General features: G+C 56.5%; 23 protein-coding genes and 1 riboswitch. Of the genes, 16 read left to right on the plus strand and 7 right to left on the minus strand.

Translation table 11 applies throughout. The features are described 5' to 3' along the window. The first annotated feature begins 37 nt into the window (after nucleotides 1–37). Both Q390_RS0102785 and Q390_RS0102790 read left to right on the plus strand, forming a co-directional pair. Nucleotides 38–1,753, plus strand: coding sequence for a phosphoethanolamine transferase (locus tag Q390_RS0102785; RefSeq protein WP_027994713.1), 1,716 nt, complete (start codon nucleotides 38–40; stop codon nucleotides 1,751–1,753). A gap of 130 nt (nucleotides 1,754–1,883) precedes the next feature. Next, on the plus strand, nucleotides 1,884–2,933 hold the full coding sequence (locus tag Q390_RS0102790; RefSeq protein WP_027994714.1) for a transposase: 1,050 nt from the start codon (nucleotides 1,884–1,886) through the stop codon (nucleotides 2,931–2,933). A 209-nt stretch (nucleotides 2,934–3,142) separates the two neighbouring features. On the opposite strand, the gene Q390_RS0102795 is transcribed toward Q390_RS0102790, so the two are convergent. The 3 genes from Q390_RS0102795 to Q390_RS0102805 all read right to left on the minus strand — a co-directional run bounded on the left by Q390_RS0102795 (nucleotide 3,143) and on the right by Q390_RS0102805 (nucleotide 4,390). Continuing rightward, a complete protein-coding gene (locus Q390_RS0102795; RefSeq protein WP_211250405.1) occupies nucleotides 3,143–3,610 on the minus strand; it encodes a PIN domain-containing protein in 468 nt (155 codons plus the stop codon). Nucleotides 3,611–3,623: 13 nt separating this feature from the next. Then, entirely contained in the window at nucleotides 3,624–3,872 is a 249-nt protein-coding gene (locus Q390_RS0102800) for a UPF0175 family protein (protein ID WP_027994716.1), read from the minus strand. A 206-nt stretch (nucleotides 3,873–4,078) separates the two neighbouring features. Then, the gene (locus Q390_RS0102805) at nucleotides 4,079–4,390 is read right to left on the minus strand and encodes a BrnA antitoxin family protein (protein WP_027994717.1); all 312 of its coding nucleotides are present in this window, start codon (nucleotides 4,388–4,390) and stop codon (nucleotides 4,079–4,081) included. Nucleotides 4,391–4,523: 133 nt separating this feature from the next. Between Q390_RS0102805 and Q390_RS0102810 the strand changes: the two genes are divergently transcribed. Both Q390_RS0102810 and Q390_RS0102815 read left to right on the plus strand, forming a co-directional pair. After that, nucleotides 4,524–4,823 (plus strand): BrnT family toxin, encoded by a 300-nt coding sequence (locus Q390_RS0102810; RefSeq protein WP_027994718.1) that lies wholly within the window; start codon nucleotides 4,524–4,526, stop codon nucleotides 4,821–4,823. After that, a complete protein-coding gene (locus tag Q390_RS0102815) occupies nucleotides 4,807–5,073 on the plus strand; it encodes a BrnA antitoxin family protein (RefSeq protein WP_027994719.1) in 267 nt (88 codons plus the stop codon). Before Q390_RS0102810 ends, Q390_RS0102815 begins: the two co-directional genes overlap by 17 nt. Before the next feature lie 149 nt (nucleotides 5,074–5,222). On the opposite strand, the gene Q390_RS0102820 is transcribed toward Q390_RS0102815, so the two are convergent. Both Q390_RS0102820 and Q390_RS0102825 read right to left on the minus strand, forming a co-directional pair. Next, entirely contained in the window at nucleotides 5,223–5,582 is a 360-nt protein-coding gene (locus Q390_RS0102820) for a BrnA antitoxin family protein (protein WP_084153740.1), read from the minus strand. Then, entirely contained in the window at nucleotides 5,563–5,835 is a 273-nt protein-coding gene (locus tag Q390_RS0102825; protein ID WP_027994721.1) for a BrnT family toxin, read from the minus strand. The genes Q390_RS0102820 and Q390_RS0102825 overlap by 20 nt, the downstream gene beginning before the upstream one ends. A gap of 337 nt (nucleotides 5,836–6,172) precedes the next feature. On the opposite strand from Q390_RS0102825, the gene Q390_RS20250 reads away from it, so the two are divergent. Beyond that, a complete protein-coding gene (locus Q390_RS20250) occupies nucleotides 6,173–6,271 on the plus strand; it encodes a BrnA antitoxin family protein (protein WP_245606847.1) in 99 nt (32 codons plus the stop codon). Between the two features lie 136 nt (nucleotides 6,272–6,407). Here Q390_RS20250 and Q390_RS20255 read toward each other — a convergent pair whose 3' ends face one another. Further along, complete coding sequence (locus tag Q390_RS20255) at nucleotides 6,408–6,545, minus strand: BrnA antitoxin family protein (RefSeq protein WP_084153741.1); 138 nt, start codon at nucleotides 6,543–6,545, stop codon at nucleotides 6,408–6,410. A gap of 99 nt (nucleotides 6,546–6,644) precedes the next feature. On the opposite strand from Q390_RS20255, the gene Q390_RS0102845 reads away from it, so the two are divergent. The 10 genes from Q390_RS0102845 (at nucleotide 6,645) to Q390_RS17315 (ending at nucleotide 12,733) form a co-directional block, all read left to right on the plus strand. Beyond that, nucleotides 6,645–6,944: a BrnT family toxin gene (locus Q390_RS0102845; protein WP_027994722.1), complete on the plus strand. Its 300-nt coding sequence runs from the start codon at nucleotides 6,645–6,647 to the stop codon at nucleotides 6,942–6,944. After that, on the plus strand, nucleotides 6,928–7,194 hold the full coding sequence (locus Q390_RS0102850) for a BrnA antitoxin family protein (RefSeq protein ID WP_027994723.1): 267 nt from the start codon (nucleotides 6,928–6,930) through the stop codon (nucleotides 7,192–7,194). The genes Q390_RS0102845 and Q390_RS0102850 overlap by 17 nt, the downstream gene beginning before the upstream one ends. Nucleotides 7,195–7,315: 121 nt before the next feature. Then, nucleotides 7,316–7,618: a BrnA antitoxin family protein gene (locus Q390_RS0102860; protein WP_084153742.1), complete on the plus strand. Its 303-nt coding sequence runs from the start codon at nucleotides 7,316–7,318 to the stop codon at nucleotides 7,616–7,618. Between the two features lie 100 nt (nucleotides 7,619–7,718). Then, the gene (locus tag Q390_RS0102865; protein ID WP_027994725.1) at nucleotides 7,719–7,988 is read left to right on the plus strand and encodes a DUF1902 domain-containing protein; all 270 of its coding nucleotides are present in this window, start codon (nucleotides 7,719–7,721) and stop codon (nucleotides 7,986–7,988) included. Next, on the plus strand, nucleotides 7,985–8,104 hold the full coding sequence (locus tag Q390_RS19825; RefSeq protein WP_156949808.1) for a type II toxin-antitoxin system HicA family toxin: 120 nt from the start codon (nucleotides 7,985–7,987) through the stop codon (nucleotides 8,102–8,104). Before Q390_RS0102865 ends, Q390_RS19825 begins: the two co-directional genes overlap by 4 nt. 268 nt (nucleotides 8,105–8,372) lie before the next feature. Next, nucleotides 8,373–9,515, plus strand: coding sequence for an HD-GYP domain-containing protein (locus Q390_RS0102875; protein WP_156949809.1), 1,143 nt, complete (start codon nucleotides 8,373–8,375; stop codon nucleotides 9,513–9,515). 72 nt (nucleotides 9,516–9,587) lie between these two features. Then, complete coding sequence (locus tag Q390_RS0102880; protein ID WP_027994727.1) at nucleotides 9,588–11,444, plus strand: methyl-accepting chemotaxis protein; 1,857 nt, start codon at nucleotides 9,588–9,590, stop codon at nucleotides 11,442–11,444. A 52-nt stretch (nucleotides 11,445–11,496) separates the two neighbouring features. Continuing rightward, nucleotides 11,497–11,982 carry a PACE efflux transporter gene (locus Q390_RS0102885; protein ID WP_169737258.1) on the plus strand — a complete coding sequence of 162 codons (486 nt, stop codon included), beginning with the start codon at nucleotides 11,497–11,499 and terminating at the stop codon, nucleotides 11,980–11,982. Nucleotides 11,983–12,080: 98 nt separating this feature from the next. Beyond that, the gene (locus tag Q390_RS0102890; RefSeq protein ID WP_027994729.1) at nucleotides 12,081–12,371 is read left to right on the plus strand and encodes a nucleotidyltransferase family protein; all 291 of its coding nucleotides are present in this window, start codon (nucleotides 12,081–12,083) and stop codon (nucleotides 12,369–12,371) included. Between the two features lie 47 nt (nucleotides 12,372–12,418). Then, nucleotides 12,419–12,733: a HepT-like ribonuclease domain-containing protein gene (locus Q390_RS17315; RefSeq protein ID WP_342666077.1), complete on the plus strand. Its 315-nt coding sequence runs from the start codon at nucleotides 12,419–12,421 to the stop codon at nucleotides 12,731–12,733. Nucleotides 12,734–12,760: 27 nt separating this feature from the next. Here Q390_RS17315 and Q390_RS18975 read toward each other — a convergent pair whose 3' ends face one another. Beyond that, entirely contained in the window at nucleotides 12,761–14,716 is a 1,956-nt protein-coding gene (locus tag Q390_RS18975; protein ID WP_051603002.1) for a GGDEF domain-containing protein, read from the minus strand. A 220-nt stretch (nucleotides 14,717–14,936) separates the two neighbouring features. After that, nucleotides 14,937–15,038: riboswitch (S-adenosyl-L-homocysteine riboswitch) on the plus strand. 26 nt (nucleotides 15,039–15,064) lie between these two features. Between Q390_RS18975 and metH the strand changes: the two genes are divergently transcribed. After that, complete coding sequence (gene metH, locus Q390_RS17325) at nucleotides 15,065–17,800, plus strand: methionine synthase (protein ID WP_084153743.1); 2,736 nt, start codon at nucleotides 15,065–15,067, stop codon at nucleotides 17,798–17,800. Nucleotides 17,801–17,926 lie beyond the last annotated feature (126 nt).

Genomic DNA, 17,926 nt, shown 5'->3' on the forward strand with positions numbered 1-17,926 from the left:
TGGTATGAGGGGATGCCAAAATTAGTCAACGGCCTCAATGCAAAAACGCGATTTAATTTTTCTGATAGGGGTGATTTTCACCCTTATACTCCCTAATTTTATCGCTCTCCCCGAAGAGAGCACGATAAGCTTCTCAGCATTTCTTCAGACTGCGGTCTACAGTTTCAGCTTCTGGGCGATCTGGTTTGCGCTGTTTAAAAATGTCGCGACGGCACTTTTTTTTGCAATACCTTTCGTCTTTTGGTGGTTCGCATCTCTTTATGTCCGGCTTGCCTATGGAACACCAATTTCACCGGTTTTCGTGGGGATGGTACTCGACACGAGTGTTACGGAGTTGGTCAGCTTTGCAGCAGCATTTACGGGCTTAGTCGCGGGCTCTATAACCTCTCTGGGGCTTTATCTATGGATTGCCGTCCAGCTTCAAAGAGCAAAAATCGAATGGATTCATCCATCACGTACGTGGATTCTCATTGCGTTCCCGACAGTCTGCATTGCGGCTGGATTGGCGCAGATGCAGACGGTGGTGCAAGACATCACGCTTGATAAAGATGCTGATCCATTCCTCGAAGCACATCAATCTTATTTAATAGATATATGGTCACGTGTTTATCCGATTGATCTTCCACTATCGCTTTTTATCAATCTAAAAGATAACGCGCGAGTGGATAAATTAAGAGGCACTTTCGAGAATTTTAACTTCATGCCTCGTGCTCTCGATCAATCGGGAGCCGAATTAGTCATTCTAGTCATCGGAGAATCTTCTCGGCGCGATCGTTGGAGTCTTTTTGGTTATAGTCGTCCGACGACTCCGCGACTCGATGCTCTTCAAAATTTAGTCAAACTATCTGATGTTATTTCGCTTACAGTTGCGACTCGATCGGCGATTCCGCCAGTATTAGCACGCTATCCAGTCTACGCACCAGACAATCAAACGCCCCAGATGACTGAGCCTTCGGTAGTTAAGGCATTTCAAGCAAGTGGATACAAAACAGCATGGTTATCTAATCAGTCTGCATCCGGCTTTTATGATAGCCCAATTTCCTTCTATGCAAAAGACTCGAATCGGGTTATTTATACAAATCCGGGGAGTTATCTGGCTAAAGGTGCATATGATGAAGCGCTGCTTCCACTATTCCAAAAAATAATCAATGATTCGCCGAATTATAAGCAGATGATTGTTGTGCACACCATGGGCAGCCATTTTAACTACGCCTTCAGGTATCCGGATAATTATAAGCGCTTTGAACCTGCATTCGACGGCATCAAGTATTTCCCAAAGAAATTAATCACAGATAAAGTAGCTGCCAATAATACCTACGACAATACTATTTTCTATACCGACTATATTCTCTCAGAACTCATCGAGTCTCTTTCTAAAACAAAGCGCCGAGCAGTATTGCTATACATATCCGATCACGGCGAAGATATTGATGAACCTGGATGTGAAAACGGTTCTAATGAAAGACTCTCCAGTCGTTCTTTCGAGGTTCCCGCATTCGTATGGTTCAGCGATCAAGCAGCGCTAGCAATGCAAGCGGACATAAATGCGTTGACATCGGTTGCAGGACAACCGCATACAGCCAGAATCGTTCCGCAAACGCTGCTTGATTTGGCACATATCGAAGTCGCTGGAGTTGCAACAGCAAGTCTCCTGCGAAATAGAAGCACGCTACCTAGGAAGGTCTATGCCAATGGTCGTTGGGTGGATTTCGATATGGCAAAACTCAAGAACGCTTGCGTTATCAGGCCATGAACAACAGAAATTGGGATCAGCTTCCAATTAGAAGTCAAAACAGCCGCAAGCCTAATAGAACGGAAACTTGCAAACTAAAGGACACCCACTTAGTTGACACCCGCCCAACCGCCTTTTAAGCTCCCACACCATGACCCGCCCTCGCTCCGCCCTCGTCAGCCTGCCCGATACCGCCTGGTACCACTGCGTCTCGCGCTGCGTGCGCCGCGCCTTTCTGTGCGGGCACGACCACCACAGCGGCCAGAACTTTGAGCACCGGCGCGGCTGGATTGCCACCCGCATCAAAGAGCTGGCGCACATCTTTGCCATTGACGTGGCGGCCTATGCGGTGATGAGCAACCACTACCACGTGGTGCTGCACATCGACAGCGCGCGGGCGCAGCAGTGGAGCACCGAGCAGGTGCTGCAGCGCTGGACGCAGCTGTTTACCGGCCCGCTGCTGGTGCAGCGCTATCTGTCGGGTGCGCGCGCGGCCATGGGGCAAAGCGAGCTGGAGAAAGTGCACGAAATGGCCGAGACCTACCGCACGCGGCTGTTTGACCTGTCCTGGTACATGCGCGTGCTGAACGAGTCTTTGGCCCGGCAGGCCAATGCCGAGGACGATTGCACGGGGCGGTTTTGGGAGGGGCGTTTTAAGAGCCAGGCGCTGCTGGACGAGCAGGCGCTTTTGGCGGCGATGGCGTATGTGGACTTGAACCCGGTGCGCGCCGGCATGGCCGAGTCACCCGAGGCGTCGGATTACACCTCGATCCAGGAGCGGCTGGGCTGTGCACCCGAACCGCTGGCGCAACCCTTGGCGCCCGATCTGCAGGCGCCGGTGGATGCGGCGGCAGAATCACCCACCGCCACAGCGCCCTTGCCGCAGGCACCACTGATGCCCTTTGACGCCACCGGTCGCACGCCCTGGGCGGTGCCTTTTGGCTGGCACGACTATGCCGAGCTGGTCGACTGGACGGGCCGCCAGGTGCACCCGAACAAAAAGGGCTGCATGGCGCAGGGCAGCCCAGCGCTGCTGGCGCGCCTGGGAGTTGAAGCGGACGTGTTCATTGCCATGGCATCGACGTTTCTGCAGGAGTTTGGCTCAGCCGTGGGGACGCCGGCGCAGATGGCGCAACTGTGCGCGCGCCGGCAAACACGGTTTTTGCACGGCATGCGGGCTGCGCGCAAGGTATTTGGGTGAGAGATTGTGCTGGCGGCCCACCACCCTTGGTAGCACCGCCCTAATCTCCGCAGCCGGCACGGTGCGCAGCCACGTAGGTCGGGTTAGCGCAGCGTAACCCGACACCGCGCAGCGCATCAGCCGCCCGTCGGGTTACGCCCTACGGGCTAACACGACCTACAGAGATTTAGGACAACCTGTCGGGTTACGCGCCTACGGGGCTGGGCCAATCAATGGGTTAGCGCGAACTGCACGACACGCTCGCTGAGCCAAATGCCTTGGTGGCGCATTTTTGCGATGGCATCGGGCATAGAAATGGCGTAACCCAAATGCTTGGCTTTCAGCAAAACGCCAATCGAGCCGGTCAACGTCAAATCACATAGCCGGGCAACACGCCGCCCGGCTGTCTCGTCGATACAGACCAAGGGCAATCCAAGGTTCATCGCAGTTTGAATAACCGAAGCTTCGCCCTGATCCAAAGAGTTTTGCAAAAACGCCAATAAAGGCACTGGGGCCGGCTGAATGTCCAACCAATCAGCCCCTTGGAAAGCATCCACCCCAAAGGCATGCGCCCCCCCAGCGCACACCTCTTGTGCAACCTCGTAGGGCACTACTACCCGACGATAAAGAAAGCGCAAAACATCCAAATTGCCCATAGCAGCAGCCAGCGAAATCAGTGGCGTGGTGTTGGTGACCAACACCTCACTGCGCTCAGGCATTGTGAATATCACCCGCCAGCTCGTCTTCGTCCAAATCGATAAGTGGGACACCAAAACGCTGCAACTGCGCCAAGAATGTCACCCGATCCAGCCCAATAAGCTGGGCCGCCATGCCAGAAGACAGGCGCTTCATCTCAAACAACTTGGCCGCCATCGCCAGCTTGGCCTCTTGGACAAAGTCCTCGGGCGCTTGGTGCATGGCGTCCAAATAATGGCGCGGAACGTTAACCACAATCTGCATAGAAAGTCCTGTTCTGTTGCCGAGGAAAGTCTCAATCATAGGTTGGTAGATCGGATTAACGCAGCGTAAGCCGACACCGCGCAGTGCATTAGCAGCCCGTCGGGTTACGCCCTGCGGCCCAACCAAAAATTGGGGTCAGACTCCAATTAAAGGTTAAAACAGCCGCTAGACCAATGGATACGTGCGCTAGCAGCTATGGTTTTTAATCAAATTGCGTTGTGTGTGCGCAGCCATTCCCGCAGGGCATCGTCCATCTTGGCCTGCCAGCCGCTGCCCATCGCCCGAAAGGCGGCCAACACGTCGGGGCTGTAGCGCACCGTCACCGCCTGCTTGGTATCTGCTTTGACGCTACCCACCGGACGCCCGCGCGCCGCCCTGCGCATGGCTTGCTGACCCACTTCGGGGCTGACTTCACGCCCAGCCACGTGCCACACGGCTTGACTCAGATCGGCTTGGCTCAAGTCAGGTGCGTCGTCCGGGTCAACCCAAGACGCCGAAGTGTTTTTGCTCTCGGTCATTGGCTTTCCTCATGCTGATAACTCGGCGTGCCGCGCCGCGCGGGGTCCAAACCAGTCTCGCAGGGCTGCTGGTACTGCATCACCCGTTAGCCAACCCATTGGCATAAAACGTACATGATAGTAATATACAAAAATGATCGATTTCCACCAGATTACCGGCTTCAACTGGGACGAAGGCAACGCCCGCAAGAATGAAAAGCATGGCGTGTCTATGGCTGAAGCCGAGCAGGTGTTTTTCAATGCGCCGCTGTTGATGCTGCAAGACACCGGCCACAGTCAGCACGAACCGCGCCTGCACGCTTTGGGCAAAACGACCGAGGGTCGCGCCTTGCACATCACCTTCACCTTGCGCCAAGCGGGTGCGCTGATCCGCGTTATTTCAGCCAGAGACATGCACCGAAAGGAGCGAGCGATTTATGAACAAGCGCCTTAAACCCCTACCCACTTTCGCCACCGAAGCACAAGAACGTGCGTATTGGGAGTCACACGACTCCAGCGAGCATCTGGACTGGTCACAAGCCCAAAAAGTCGCCCTGCCGAACCTAAAGCCGACGACTAAAACGATTTCGCTGCGCCTGCCGCAGCATTTGCTCGACTCCATCAAAGTAGCCGCCAACGCCCGCGATGTGCCTTATCAGTCGCTGATCAAGGTCTGGCTGCAGGAGAAGCTGCACAGACATTGAATTAATGGTCAAAACAGCAGATAGCCCAATGTATACGTGTGCTAGCAGCTATTATTTTTCAGAAATCGGGGTCAGACTCCAATTAAAGGTCAAAACAACCGCCAGCCCAATAGATACGTGCGCTAACAGCTATGGTTTTTCTCAAAATATCAAACCGGCGAGTGATTTTTAAGCCAGTCTTTCAGCGCGGCATCGATGCGCGTTTGCCAACCGGCGCCCGTAGCCTTGAAGGCAGCCATCACCTCGGGCGAGAGCCGAATGGTGGTGGCCACCTTGGTCGGCGCTTGCTGCGGCCCGCGCTCGCCGGGCTTGCGCTTGAGGCGGGTGAGCTGCGCATAAGTCGCCGGATCAAAAAACGCCTTGGCCGGCTGGGCCTCGGCAAAATCTGCGGCCAGCCACTCACGGGCATCGGGGTCGGCGGCAATGGCGGCATCGATGGCGGCATTTTCTTGCGCGCTGGGCAGCACCAACGTGCGCCCGGATGTGGTTTTAAGAAACTGCTGCGACATAACGCTTTACCTCTCTGGAGTTGGCTTTGCGCAAGCTGATGATGCGCACCGCCGTTTCACGCAACGTGAAGACCAACACATACAAACGCGCATCTATCAGCCCCATGGCCTCCAGCCGCGCCTCGCCATATTGATGGCGGCTATCGACTTTGACGATGGCCGTTTCCCACTCAAACCCGTCGGCCTCATGAAACCAAACTTGGTGCTTGGCTACATTGACGGCCAACTTTTGAGGATCGTGGGTGTAGCGCATTTTCTTTTATTGTAATAGCGAAAAAATAGCGGACGGCGGCGGTAATTTATGGTCAAAACAGCCGTAAGGCCAAGAAGTAGAAAATCAAGCGCGACAGGTCTACACGCTCCGACACGAGGAGAGCATCCTCCTTATCTCTGCAAGGAAAGCCAATGCCAACGAAAAAAAGCAATACCGTGAAGCGAACTCTTGACCTGAAAAAGCCGCCGCTTTTGAGTGCCGAGCAAAAGGCGCGGCTAGAGGCTGTGGCAGCCATGCCGGATGAGCAGATCGACTACACCGACGCGCCCAGCTGCCTCACACCAAGCAGCAAATCACGCTGCGCATCGATGCTGAAGTGCTGGATTTTTTCAAGCACACAGGCAAGAGCTATCAGTCCCGCATGCATGCGGTGTTGCGCTCTTACGTGGAAACACACAAAGCGAATAAGTTTTAAGTCACGTAGGCCGGGTTACGCCCTTCAGGCTAACCCGATCTACCGGGATAGAGCATCAAAACAGCCGATAGCCCAATAAATACGTGCGCTAGCAGATATGGTTTTTGACAACTCAAACCAACGATTGATTTTTAAGCTAGTCTTTCAGCGCGGCATCGATGCGCGTTTGCCAGCCGGCGCCGGTGGCCTTGAAAGCGGCCATGGCGGCATCGTCTTGCGCGCTGGGCAACACCAACGTGCGCCCGGATGTGGTTTTAAGAAACTGCTGCGACATAACGCTTTACCTGTTATTACCTCTCTGGCGTTGGCTTTGCGCGGCGCAGCGTAACCCGACACCTTGCTGGCAAAGCGTACATGATAGTAATATACAAAAATGATCGATCTGCACCAGATTAGCGGCTTCAACTGGGACGATGGCAACGCCCGTAAGAATGAAAAGCATGGCGTGTCTATGGCCGAAGCCGAGCAGGTGTTTTTCAATGCGCCGTTGTTGATGCTGCAAGACGCCGCCCACAGCCAGCACGAGCCGCGCCTGCACGCGTTGGGCAAAACGACCGAGGGCCGCGCGCTGCACATCACCTTCACCTTGCACCAAGCGGGTGTGCTGATCCGCGTTATTTCAGCCAGAGACATGCACCGAAAGGAGCGAGCGATTTATGAACAAGCGCCCTAAACCCTTACCCACTTTCGCCACCGAAGCCGCAGAGCGTGCGTATTGGGAGTCGCACGACTCCAGCGAGCATCTGGACTGGTCACAAGCCCAAAAAGTCGCCCTGCCGAACCTGAAGCCGACGACTAAGACGATTTCGCTGCGCCTGCCCCAGCATTTGCTCGACTCCATCAAAGTAGCCGCCAACGCCCGCGATGTGCCTTATCAGTCGCTGATCAAGGTCTGGCTGCAAGAGAAGCTGCACAGCCATTGAGTTTTTAGTAAACCTGTTGGGTTGGGTACAACCCAACCTACGGGGCGGCGGACGGCGGGCTTCGGCGATGAAATGCGCATCATCAGCCTGCGCAAAGCCAATGCGCGCGAGGTGAAAATTTATGAAAAAACACGCCCATAACATGGCACTTATCGCACCTACGCCCGAGGAAGATGCCCGCATCAACGCCGCCATTGCCGCTGACCCCGACACGCGAGAACTGACCGAAGCAGACATGGCCCACCTAAAGCCACTGCGCCGTTTGGGGCGGCCACCGTCAGCCCAGCCTAAAGTGCCCGTCACCATGCGTGTGGATGCCGACGTGCTCGCAGCCATCAAAGCCAGCGGCTCCGGCTGGCAAACCCGCGTCAACCAAGTGCTGCTCGAAGCCGTGCGCCGGGGCGATTGGCAAGCTGATGGATGATGGTCAAATACGCTGGTAGATGTATTGAGCGCTAAAAACAGCAATCTGAAGAAGGTGCCATCCCGGCATTGGGCACAGCTAGCACACAAAGGAGTGAAGCATGTACAGAGTAGGTAGTCCGTTTTGGCGCTTTTTGGCCAAGCTCGGTATGCCGCTGATCGTGCGCGTGGATGTACTCTTTGACCAAGAAGCAGGCGTCTATGTCGCCACCAGCCCCGATCTGCGTGGCCTAGTAGCCGAAGCCAAGACCAAGGATGAACTGATCGGTGCGGTCTACGATTGCGTCGATCTGTTGCTGGAAGATCAACTCCACCAGCCGCTCAAGCACAAGCCCCTAGCCGCCTGGAGTGGAGATCTGCGCTACGCATGAACGGCTTTTACAGCCGCGTCATTGAAATTCTCAAGGCCAACGGCTTTGAAATGCAGCGACAAAAAGGCTCGCACCAGTCGTGGTGCCGCAAAAATCTGTGCGTGACTGTGCCATGAGGGTCAGACTCCAATTTTTAATCAAAAAGCCTTGTAGGGCTTTAGACATGTTGGTTTTTAGCTATGATTTTTGATTAATCTAGCCTTAGCCGCTCAAACCCATAAATGAAAAATGGTCAAAATATTGACAGACATCAAAAATAGATCAAAGTAAAAATCTATCAGTAACTTTTTGATGCATCCTGTAACTTGTTAATCGCCGCCGCACTAGCGCCGGCGATTTTTGCCACAGTAAGGCTGAATTCAGCGAGCAAGAAAAGGCGCAGCGGTGAAGAAGTTAGTGCATAGCGATATTGTTCTTGGCAAACCTATTGAGTTCTCCATCTACAACGAAGATGGTTCCTTACTTTTTCGCCGTGGTTCGGTCATCCACATGCCGGACCAGGTGTCGCGCTTGCTGATACGTGGCGCCCAATACGACGAAATTGAAACCGACCCCACCGTTTACACCACCAGCAATCCCCGTCCGCCGCCGGTTCTAGAAGATCCACCGCCGTTTGAGCATATGGGAGGATTGCTACTCAACCTCAAGCACGTACTGGCTACCACACTCAAAAGCCCTGAGCAAATAGACGTCACCGCTCGCATCAAAAAAATTGCAGAGTCGGTGCAAAAAGTCTGCCATAAGAGTGTTGACTGCGCGCTGGCGGCCCCTTCGGTAGAGACCCAAATCTCATACATCGTGGTGCATCAGATGATGGGCGCCGTCTTGACCGAGCTGATTGGGCAGGGCAAGGGGCTGGATGCCGGGCAACGGCTGTCACTGATGTGTGCGGCCTTGACCCGCGATTTGGGGCAAATAAAGCTGCAGCCCGAACTGGACAAACATCCGGGCTACCTGCCCCATGACCTGCTCGCGCAGATGCGCCAGCACCCGCAGCACAGCGTCGAGCTGCTTGAAAAAGCCGGTGTCACCGACCCACTCTGGCTGAGCGCCGTGCGCAACCACCACGAATACCTGGACGGAACGGGCTATCCGGAAAGACTCAAAGGCGATGAAATTCCCTTGGGCGCCAAAATTCTGTGCATATCTGACCGCTACAGCGCGATGATCAAAATTCGGCCTTATCGCGCTGAAGCTTACTTTCCACAAAATGCGCTGAAAGAGATTTACCTCAAAAAGGACACGGAAATTGATGAAGAAATTGCGCGCATTCTGATCTCCAAGGTGGGACTGCTATCGCCAGGCACAGTGGTCAAACTCAAGTCGGGAGAGGTTGCCGTGGTTAGAAGCCCCACCGTGAAATCGGACGCTGCCATTGTGTACAGCATCTACGGCAAAGCCGGCATGATTTTGTCTCCGCCTACCCGCCGCGACACCTCGCAACCGGGAAATGAAATCGTGGGCCTTGCGCCTTTATCTCATTACCAGAATGCCGCCGTGTCCATTCGACAGGTCTGGGCTGAATAAAACAACCCCATCGCCCCAGCCAAAAAGCATGGGCCAGCCAACATTTCAGCTATTGAAGCCAAGTGCATTGCCATGAAAATTAATCTCCCGGTGACCGGGCAGGAACAACGCTTTCCTGCCGAAAAGAACATGGTCACCAAGACCAATACCAAGGGCATCATTACTTTTGCCAATAAAGATTTTGTTGAGATCAGTGGCTTCGCGGAAGAAGAACTGATCGGAAAAAATCATAATCTGATTCGGCATCCAGACATGCCGCCGATTGCTTTTGAAATCATGTGGAAAACCTTGAAGCGCGGTTTTCCATGGCACGGCATCGTTAAAAACCGTTGTAAAAATGGTGACCACTATTGGGTCGATGCCCGCATTGTGCCGATCAAGAAAAATGGTGAAATTACCGGCTATATGTCGGTGCGCTCATGCCCTGCGCGCGAGGATGTGGCCGCCGCAGAAGCGACGTACAAAAGCGCGCTGGCCCGCCCAGAAATCATCAAGGAAAAAATTGATGCAAACTGGAAAAAGCACCTTTCGATTAAAAACGGTATTCCACTGTGGATTTTATTTGTCACCCTGCTGATGATTGGCGGTGGCATTCTGGGTATTACCGGCCTGAATATGTCCAAAGCAGATATCCAGGCGATGTACCACGAGGAGATGGTGCCGGTACAAGCTATTCAGCGCATGAATTTTCTGATGGCCGACAACCGTGCACAGGTGGCGCTGGCGCTGAATTTCAAATTTGGCATCCACTCGGATGCGGTGCTGAGCGACGCCTCCAGCAACAATTACGTTCAGCACATTGCCCAGAACAAGAACGAACTGAACCAGATCTGGGCCAATTACATTGGCAAAGTCAAAGACCCGAAAGAAAAGCAACTCGCCGACAACTACATCGAGGCCCGGATGCGTTATGTCAACGAAGGGCTACTACCCGCCAGCGAGGCGATTGAGGCCGAAGATTACCTGCAAGCCCAGCGGGTGTTTTTCACCCGTCTCAATCCCCTGTACGACACCGCCAATACCCGCGCCTCCACTTTGCTGAACTACCTGTTTGAGCGTGGCAACGCCAAGCTGGTGGACACCACGGCCCGAGGTGATCTGATTTTCCGCTTGGCAGTGGCCGGAATCAGCCTCAGTTGCCTGGTGCTGGTCGTAGCAGGCTTCTTTTTCTTTCGCATCACCGCCCGCCCCCTCGAAAAAGCCGTGCTGGCGCTGGAAGACATTGCCGAGGGCAACTTGTCCGACCACATCGAGCCTTCAGGCTATGGCGAGCCAGGGCGCGTCATGAACGCGGTCATGGTCACGCAGATGCACCTCAAAGTGATGCTGCACGAAATCCGGCAATCGTCAGACTCCATCCATCAGCAGTGCCACAACCTCAACCAGGTGATGATGAACTTGGCCGAACACTCGGACGAGCAGCAAGACCGCATCCACCAGACCGTCGATGCCGTCAACGCCTCGCGCGCCGCCATGGCCACTATCAGCAGCCACATGGACGCTCTGCTGGACACCGTTCACGCCGACGACGATGACGCGCTGGCGCCGGTGCCTCCCCCGGCGCTACAGAGTCAGGCGTCCCCAGCGTTCGCACCGACGTTTGAACTGATGCCGGCTGAATTGTTGGCGGTGTTTGGCGATAGCCTATCCCAGCCCCCATCCCCCGCGGCCGCCGCGCTGCCTGAAGCTTTCACCACAACAGCGTTCGCATCCCAGCCCGCACCCACCGCGCTGCGGCAACAATTGCAAACCACTGCCAACGCCGCACGCAGCCAAGCCCTGGGGATAAAAGAAATGTCTGGCCAACTCCAGCAAGTGGCCCGGCTGATTGTGCAAAACAGCGAAGACGTCCAAGGGGCCTGGGCCGCCTCCCAGCAACTGCAGCAAACTGCCCGCGAGCTGGACGAACTGGTGCAGTATTTCGACTGAATCAGGACGGTGCTTGGTGCTGGTGCAGGTTTGCCCCTACATTCATGCGCCTATGACTGAGACTTCTTCTTCCTCTGCGCCCTTTGCCCCGCCCCCTCCTGCTACCGGCCTGCAAGGTCCCAGACGGCGGCTGTTGTATGTGGCGCTGTACGAACTGATCGCCATCGGGGCGGCGACGGCGGGATTGGCGGCGCTGTCGGGCCAGGGCGTGGCGCATTCGGGCGCGGTGGCGGTAGCGGCGTCGGCAATTGCAGTCGCCTGGAATGTGGTGTTCAACGCCCTGTTCGAGCGCTGGGAGTCGCGCCAGCTAGTGCGCGGGCGCACCTTAGCGCGGCGTTTGGCGCACGCGGTGGGGTTTGAAGGGGGACTGGTGCTGGCGCTGGTGCCATTGATGGCCTGGTGGTTTCACATCACGCTGTGGCAGGCGCTGGTGATGGACTTCGGCCTGATCGTGTTTTTTCTTTGCTACACCTTCGTTTTCAACTGGGTGTTTGACCGCATTTTTGGCCTGCCGGCGTCGGCGCAAGTTCCGGTCTGAAAACAGGGTCACGCCCCCAAGGGCAGGTTAAAAATGGTCAGTTTTGGGCCAAAGCCTCGCTACATACAATGAAACTGGACTCAAATGCTGGCGAGACCATGAAACCATCTGACGCCCTTCGGTCACACAGTGCGGCCATTCGCAGCGTGGTAGAGGCACATCGTGCTTGCCATGCACGGGTGTTCGGCTCTGTTCTGCAGGGACGCGACACCGAGCAGAGCGACTTGGACATCCTCATTGATCCGACACCCAAAACTACCTTGATGGAGGTCGCGGCGATACAGGTCGAACTGGAGCAGCGGTTGGGCGTGTCTGTCGATGTACTGACCCCCAAGGCTTTACCCGAGAAATTCCGCCACATCGTCCTTGCCGAGGCGAGGCCGATATGAGCAAGGCTCTGCGTGTGGCTGACTACCTGGGCCACATCTAGCAAGCCATCGAACGCATTGGTCGCTATACCGCAAAGATGGATGAAGTCGGTTTTTTAAACAGTGAACTGGTGCAGGACGCGGTCATTCGCAACATCAAAATCATCGGTGAAGCAGCCAACAATATTCTGCGCGTGGCTGCCGATTTTGCTGCCGCGCACGCTGATATTCCTTGGAAAATCATGTACACGATGCGAAATCGGGTTTCGCACGGCTACGAAGAAATTGATCTCGAGATCGTCTGGCGAACTATTCAAGGCGATCTGCCAGTCCTGCATGGGCTGGTTCAAGAAGCGTTTGCAAGTCTGCAGCCTCCGGCCTGAAGACAGGCGCGCGTTACCAGGGGCACGTTAAAAATCGCCGCCGTGTTGCCACATTTCTTTGTCAAAGCGCACACATTGGTTGCGGCCCAGGTCTTTGGCACGGTACAGGGCGACGTCGGCGTATTTGATGGCTTGCCAGAAGCCGTCGGTGTCCCCGGGGAACTCGGCGACGCCGATGGAGATGGTCTTTTGCAGGATTTTGTCGCCCACGCTGACCTTCAAGGCTTCGATGGACTTGCGGATTTTTTCTGCTACCACCAGTGCATCGCCCGGTTGCACGTCCATCAGCAGGATGAGGAATTCTTCGCCGCCAAAACGGATGACGATGTCCGAATCGCGCACCGTTTTTTTCATGACGATGGAAGTTTCGCGCAGCACCTGGTCGCCGGCGTCGTGGCCGTGCGCATCGTTGACCTGTTTGAAATAGTCCAGATCGCACACCAGTAAGCCAATTTGCGTCTTGCGCCGCAGCACGCCGCTGATGATTTGTGCGGTGTGTTCCTGCAGAAAACGCCGGTTGTACAGGCCGGTGAGTGGATCCACCATGGCGGACTCACGCAGGGTCTGCATCAGGCGCTTGGCTTCGATGACGGACAGCGATTGGTTGATATAGGTTTCGGCTTCAAAGATCTTTTGCGGCGTGCTGCTGTCGAGCAGCCCATGGCGCTTATCGGTGGCAAAACGCAGCTGCACTACCCCCCCGGTGTGACCACCGGCCACCAGCGGAATACAGATGTGTCCGACACCGGGCTGGGGAACAAAGCGCCGACACACGCCGTGGAATTCAAACGAGGAGACGGTGTGCCCGGTATTGACGGCACGGCACTGCTGGCAGTTGCTCAGTACCTCGGGGTCGCAGTGCAGCTGGACATCGCCGATCAGCGCCGGGTGCACCACCCGCATTTCATTTTTCTGCGTGTTGATGTCATAGATGGTGTAGTGCGCTATGCCCAGCTCGTGCTGGAACACGTCGCCCAAGCGGTGGTAGACGTCGTCCAGATCGGCATCTTCTTCAATCACTTTTTTGTAGATGGTCATGCCGTACACGCTGTCGATCAAGATGTTGAACTTGCTCGACAGGGTGCCGATTTCGTCTTGCGACTTGACGGCGACTTTCTTGGCCAGGGTGATGTCGCCCGTGCTGAGCGAGTCGATCTGCCGAATGATGGTGGCAATGGGGCGCTGGAAAGCGACGATGATCCAGCGCACAAAAAACATCAGCAGCGTTGAAGCGATGAGCAGCACGATCAGGATGGCATTGACCGAGTCACCGATGATTTGATAGATGGCGGTGTTGATGTGGCCGTAGGCGCCGGCCATGCGGCTGGCGTGCTGGTTGACCAGGGCCGTGCCCTCGGCCACCCGCGCGCGGGTGTCGTCAAAGCTGCTGGCGACAGTGATGGTATCGGCCGGACGCGGCATTTTGCGCTTGGTGGTGATGTAGGTGTCCAGCGACTGGTCCAGGCGGTCGGTCAGCACGACCATGTTTTGCAGGTATTGCAAGTTGGCCGCCGGTGGTGTGGCCAGGGAGCGCACCACGGTTTCAATAAAAGTGCCGGAGGGGACGCTCTGGTGCAGACTCAGCCGGGCATTGACGGCGCGAATCGCCTTGACATGCTCGCGCAGCGACTGCACTGCCAGCAAGTCCAGGCCGGTGTCGATCTGGCCCAGAAACTGCAGGTCGCGGTCGATGTTTTGCAGGTGGCGCAGCACTTCGTGCGCCGCCTGCTGGTGCGGCATGATCTGCTCGGACACTTGGTGGTATTTGTACTGGATGGCGGTCAGGGCCAGTACGGTGACCACCGCCATGGAGCCAAACCAGAACAGCGTACCCACGGTCAACAGCAAGAATTTTTGCTTGATCGGCAGATCGACAAAGGTCAGCAAGCCGAGCAGACGGCGCAGGCGCAGCCACAGGTAGTTGTCCGAGCGGGCCGTGGTGTCGGTGGGCGTGCTGGCGGGGCTGCGATCGTCAAGCGGCATGACAAAAACTCGGTAGGACGGAGAAAAAACCGGACACGGGTGGGTGCCTCCAGTGCCTTGGCAAAGTCGCCATGAACGGGACCTTGAGGTGGGCCATCATTGCAGCCCATTTGGTAACTTTAATTACAAATAGCCATACATTGTCCCTGATGAATGGGTTTGTGCATAGGAGCAGCAGGGGGCTTTGGCAGCGCGCTCCAATCGCCCGTAAAATCGTTGCCTGCCCAAGGAGCGTTGCACCGGCCAGCCAAAGCGCACACAGCGACCATGGCGCCGTCAGGCTTGGGTGATATGCCTTGAACCGCAACGACGCTCACCTGTTCACGGTTTTTTGCCCAGGTGAGCCCCATGTCTGAAATTTTCCCACCCCCCCTGAAACTGTCGGGCCTGGAGCCCGTCACCATTGGCCCCGGCACGCTGTTTGTCAACGTGGGCGAGCGCACCAACGTCACTGGCTCCAAAGCCTTTGCGCGCATGATTTTGAACGACCAGTTTGAAGAAGCGCTGGCCGTGGCGCGCCAGCAGGTCGAAAACGGCGCGCAAATCATCGACATCAACATGGACGAGGCCATGCTCGACAGCAAGGCGGCCATGGTGCGTTTCTTGAATTTGATTGCCTCCGAGCCCGACATTGCGCGCCTGCCGATCATGGTGGACAGCTCCAAGTGGGAGGTGATCGAGGCCGGCCTGCGCTGTATTCAGGGCAAGCCGATCGTCAATTCGATTTCGATGAAAGAGGGTGTGGACGCCTTCAAGCACCATGCCAAATTGGTGCGCCGCTATGGCGCCGCTGCGGTGGTGATGGCGTTTGACGAAAAAGGCCAGGCCGACACCTACCAGCGCAAGATCGATATCTGCGCGCGCGCCTACCGCATCCTGGTCGATGAGGTCGGCTTTCCGCCCGAGGACATCATCTTCGACCCGAACATTTTTGCCGTCGCCACCGGCATTGAAGAGCACGCCAACTACGCCGTTGAGTTCATCGAGGCGACGCGCTGGATCAAGGCCCATTTGCCCGGCGCCAAGGTCTCCGGCGGCGTGTCCAACGTCAGCTTTTCTTTCCGCGGCAACGACCCGGTGCGGGAAGCGATTCACACCGTGTTTCTGTACCACGCCATCCAAGCCGGTATGGACATGGGCATCGTCAACGCCGGCATGGTGGGCGTCTATGACGATTTGGAGCCGATCCTGCGCGAGCGTGTCGAGGACGTGATCTTGAACCGCCGCGAGGACGCGGCGGAAAGGCTGCTAGAGGTGGCCGAGACCGCCAAAAGCGGCGCCAAAGACGAGAGCAAAAAACTCGAATGGCGCGGCACACCCGAGGCGCCGAAAACCGTCGAAGAGCGCCTGTCGCACGCGCTGGTGCACGGCTTCACCGACTTCATCAGCCAAGACACTGAAGAGGTGTACCAACAAATTCTGGCCCAGGGCGGGCGCCCGCTGCACGTGATCGAAGGCCCGCTGATGGCCGGCATGAGCGTGGTCGGCGACTTGTTTGGCCAGGGCAAGATGTTCTTGCCGCAGGTGGTGAAAAGCGCCCGCGTGATGAAACTGGCGGTGGCGCATCTGATTCCGTACATCGAAGAAGAAAAGCGCCAGGACGAGCTGGCCGGACGCGACGTGCGCACCAAAGGCAAGATCGTCATTGCCACCGTCAAGGGCGACGTGCACGACATTGGTAAAAACATCGTCACCGTAGTCTTGCAGTGCAACAACTTCGAAGTCATCAATATGGGGGTGATGGTGCCCTGCCATGAAATTTTGGCACGCGCCAAGGCCGAGGGCGCCGACATCGTCGGCCTGTCGGGGCTGATCACGCCGAGCCTGGAGGAGATGCAGTACGTCGCTGCCGAGATGCACAAGGACGACCATTTCCGCGTGAAAAAAATCCCGCTGCTGATTGGCGGAGCGACTTGCTCGCGCGTGCACACCGCGGTGAAAATTGCGCCGCATTACGACGGCCCAGTGGTGTATGTGCCTGATGCCTCGCGCAGCGTCGGCGTGGCGCAAAGCCTGCTGGGCGACAACGTCGAGGCCTACATGCAAGAGGTCAACGCCGACTACGACAAGGTGCGCACCCAGCACGCCAACAAGAAGCAGACCCCGCTGTGGCCGCTGGCCAAAATCCGCGCCAACAAGACGCCGCTGGACTGGAGCGCCTACCAACCCCACACGCCGCGCGCGCTGGGCCGGCGCGTGTTCAAGAATTTTGACTTGGCCGAACTGGTGCCCTTCATGGACTGGGGGCCGTTCTTTCAGACCTGGGATCTGGCCGGACCGTACCCGGCCATCCTCACCGACGAAATCGTCGGCGTGGAGGCGACACGCGTGTTTGCCGACGGCCAGGCCATGCTGAAGAAAATCATCGACGGGCGCTGGCTCAGCGCCAGCGGCGTGATGGGGCTGTACCCGGCCAACAGCGTCGGCGATGACATCGAGTTTTATACCGATGAGACGCGCAGCACAGTCGCCATGACCTGGTATGGCCTGCGCCAGCAGACCGAAAAGCACACCGTGGACGGCGTGACGCGCCCCAGCCGCTGCCTGGCCGACTTTGTCGCACCCAAGGACAGCGGCGTGGCCGACTACGCCGGGATGTTCGCCGTCACCGCCGGACTGGGCATCGAGAAGAAGGAAAAGGCGTTTATCGACGCGCTGGACGACTACTCCGCCATCCTGTTCAAGAGCCTGGCCGACCGGCTGGCCGAGGCCTTTGCCGAATGCCTGCACCAGCGCGTGCGCACCGATTTGTGGGGCTACGCAGCGGACGAACAACTCGACAGCAGCGCGCTGATCGCCGAGAAATACCACGGCATCCGCCCCGCGCCCGGCTACCCGGCCTGCCCCGACCACAGCGCCAAACGCGACTTGTTTGCGCTGCTGCGCTGCGAGGAGATGGGCATGTCGCTGACCGAGAGTCTGGCCATGTCGCCAGCGGCCAGCGTCAGCGGTTTTTACATGGGCCACCCGGACAGCGTGTATTTCAGCGTCGGCCGCATTGCCGACGACCAAGTGCGCGACATGGCTGAGCGGCGCGGCCTCGACGAGGCGGAACTGCGCCGTTTGCTGGGGCCGAATTTATAAGCCATCAAAAATAATAGCTACTAGCGCATGTATGGGTTGGATTGCAGATGGTTTACTGTCTGAAACCTTTTAGATACCTGCGCTTATAGCTTCTTTTTTAATAGCTGTAGCGCGGCGTTAAAGTTC

This window comes from Simplicispira psychrophila DSM 11588 (genome assembly GCF_000688255.1).
Taxonomy (GTDB): Bacteria; Pseudomonadota; Gammaproteobacteria; order Burkholderiales; family Burkholderiaceae_C; genus Simplicispira; species Simplicispira psychrophila.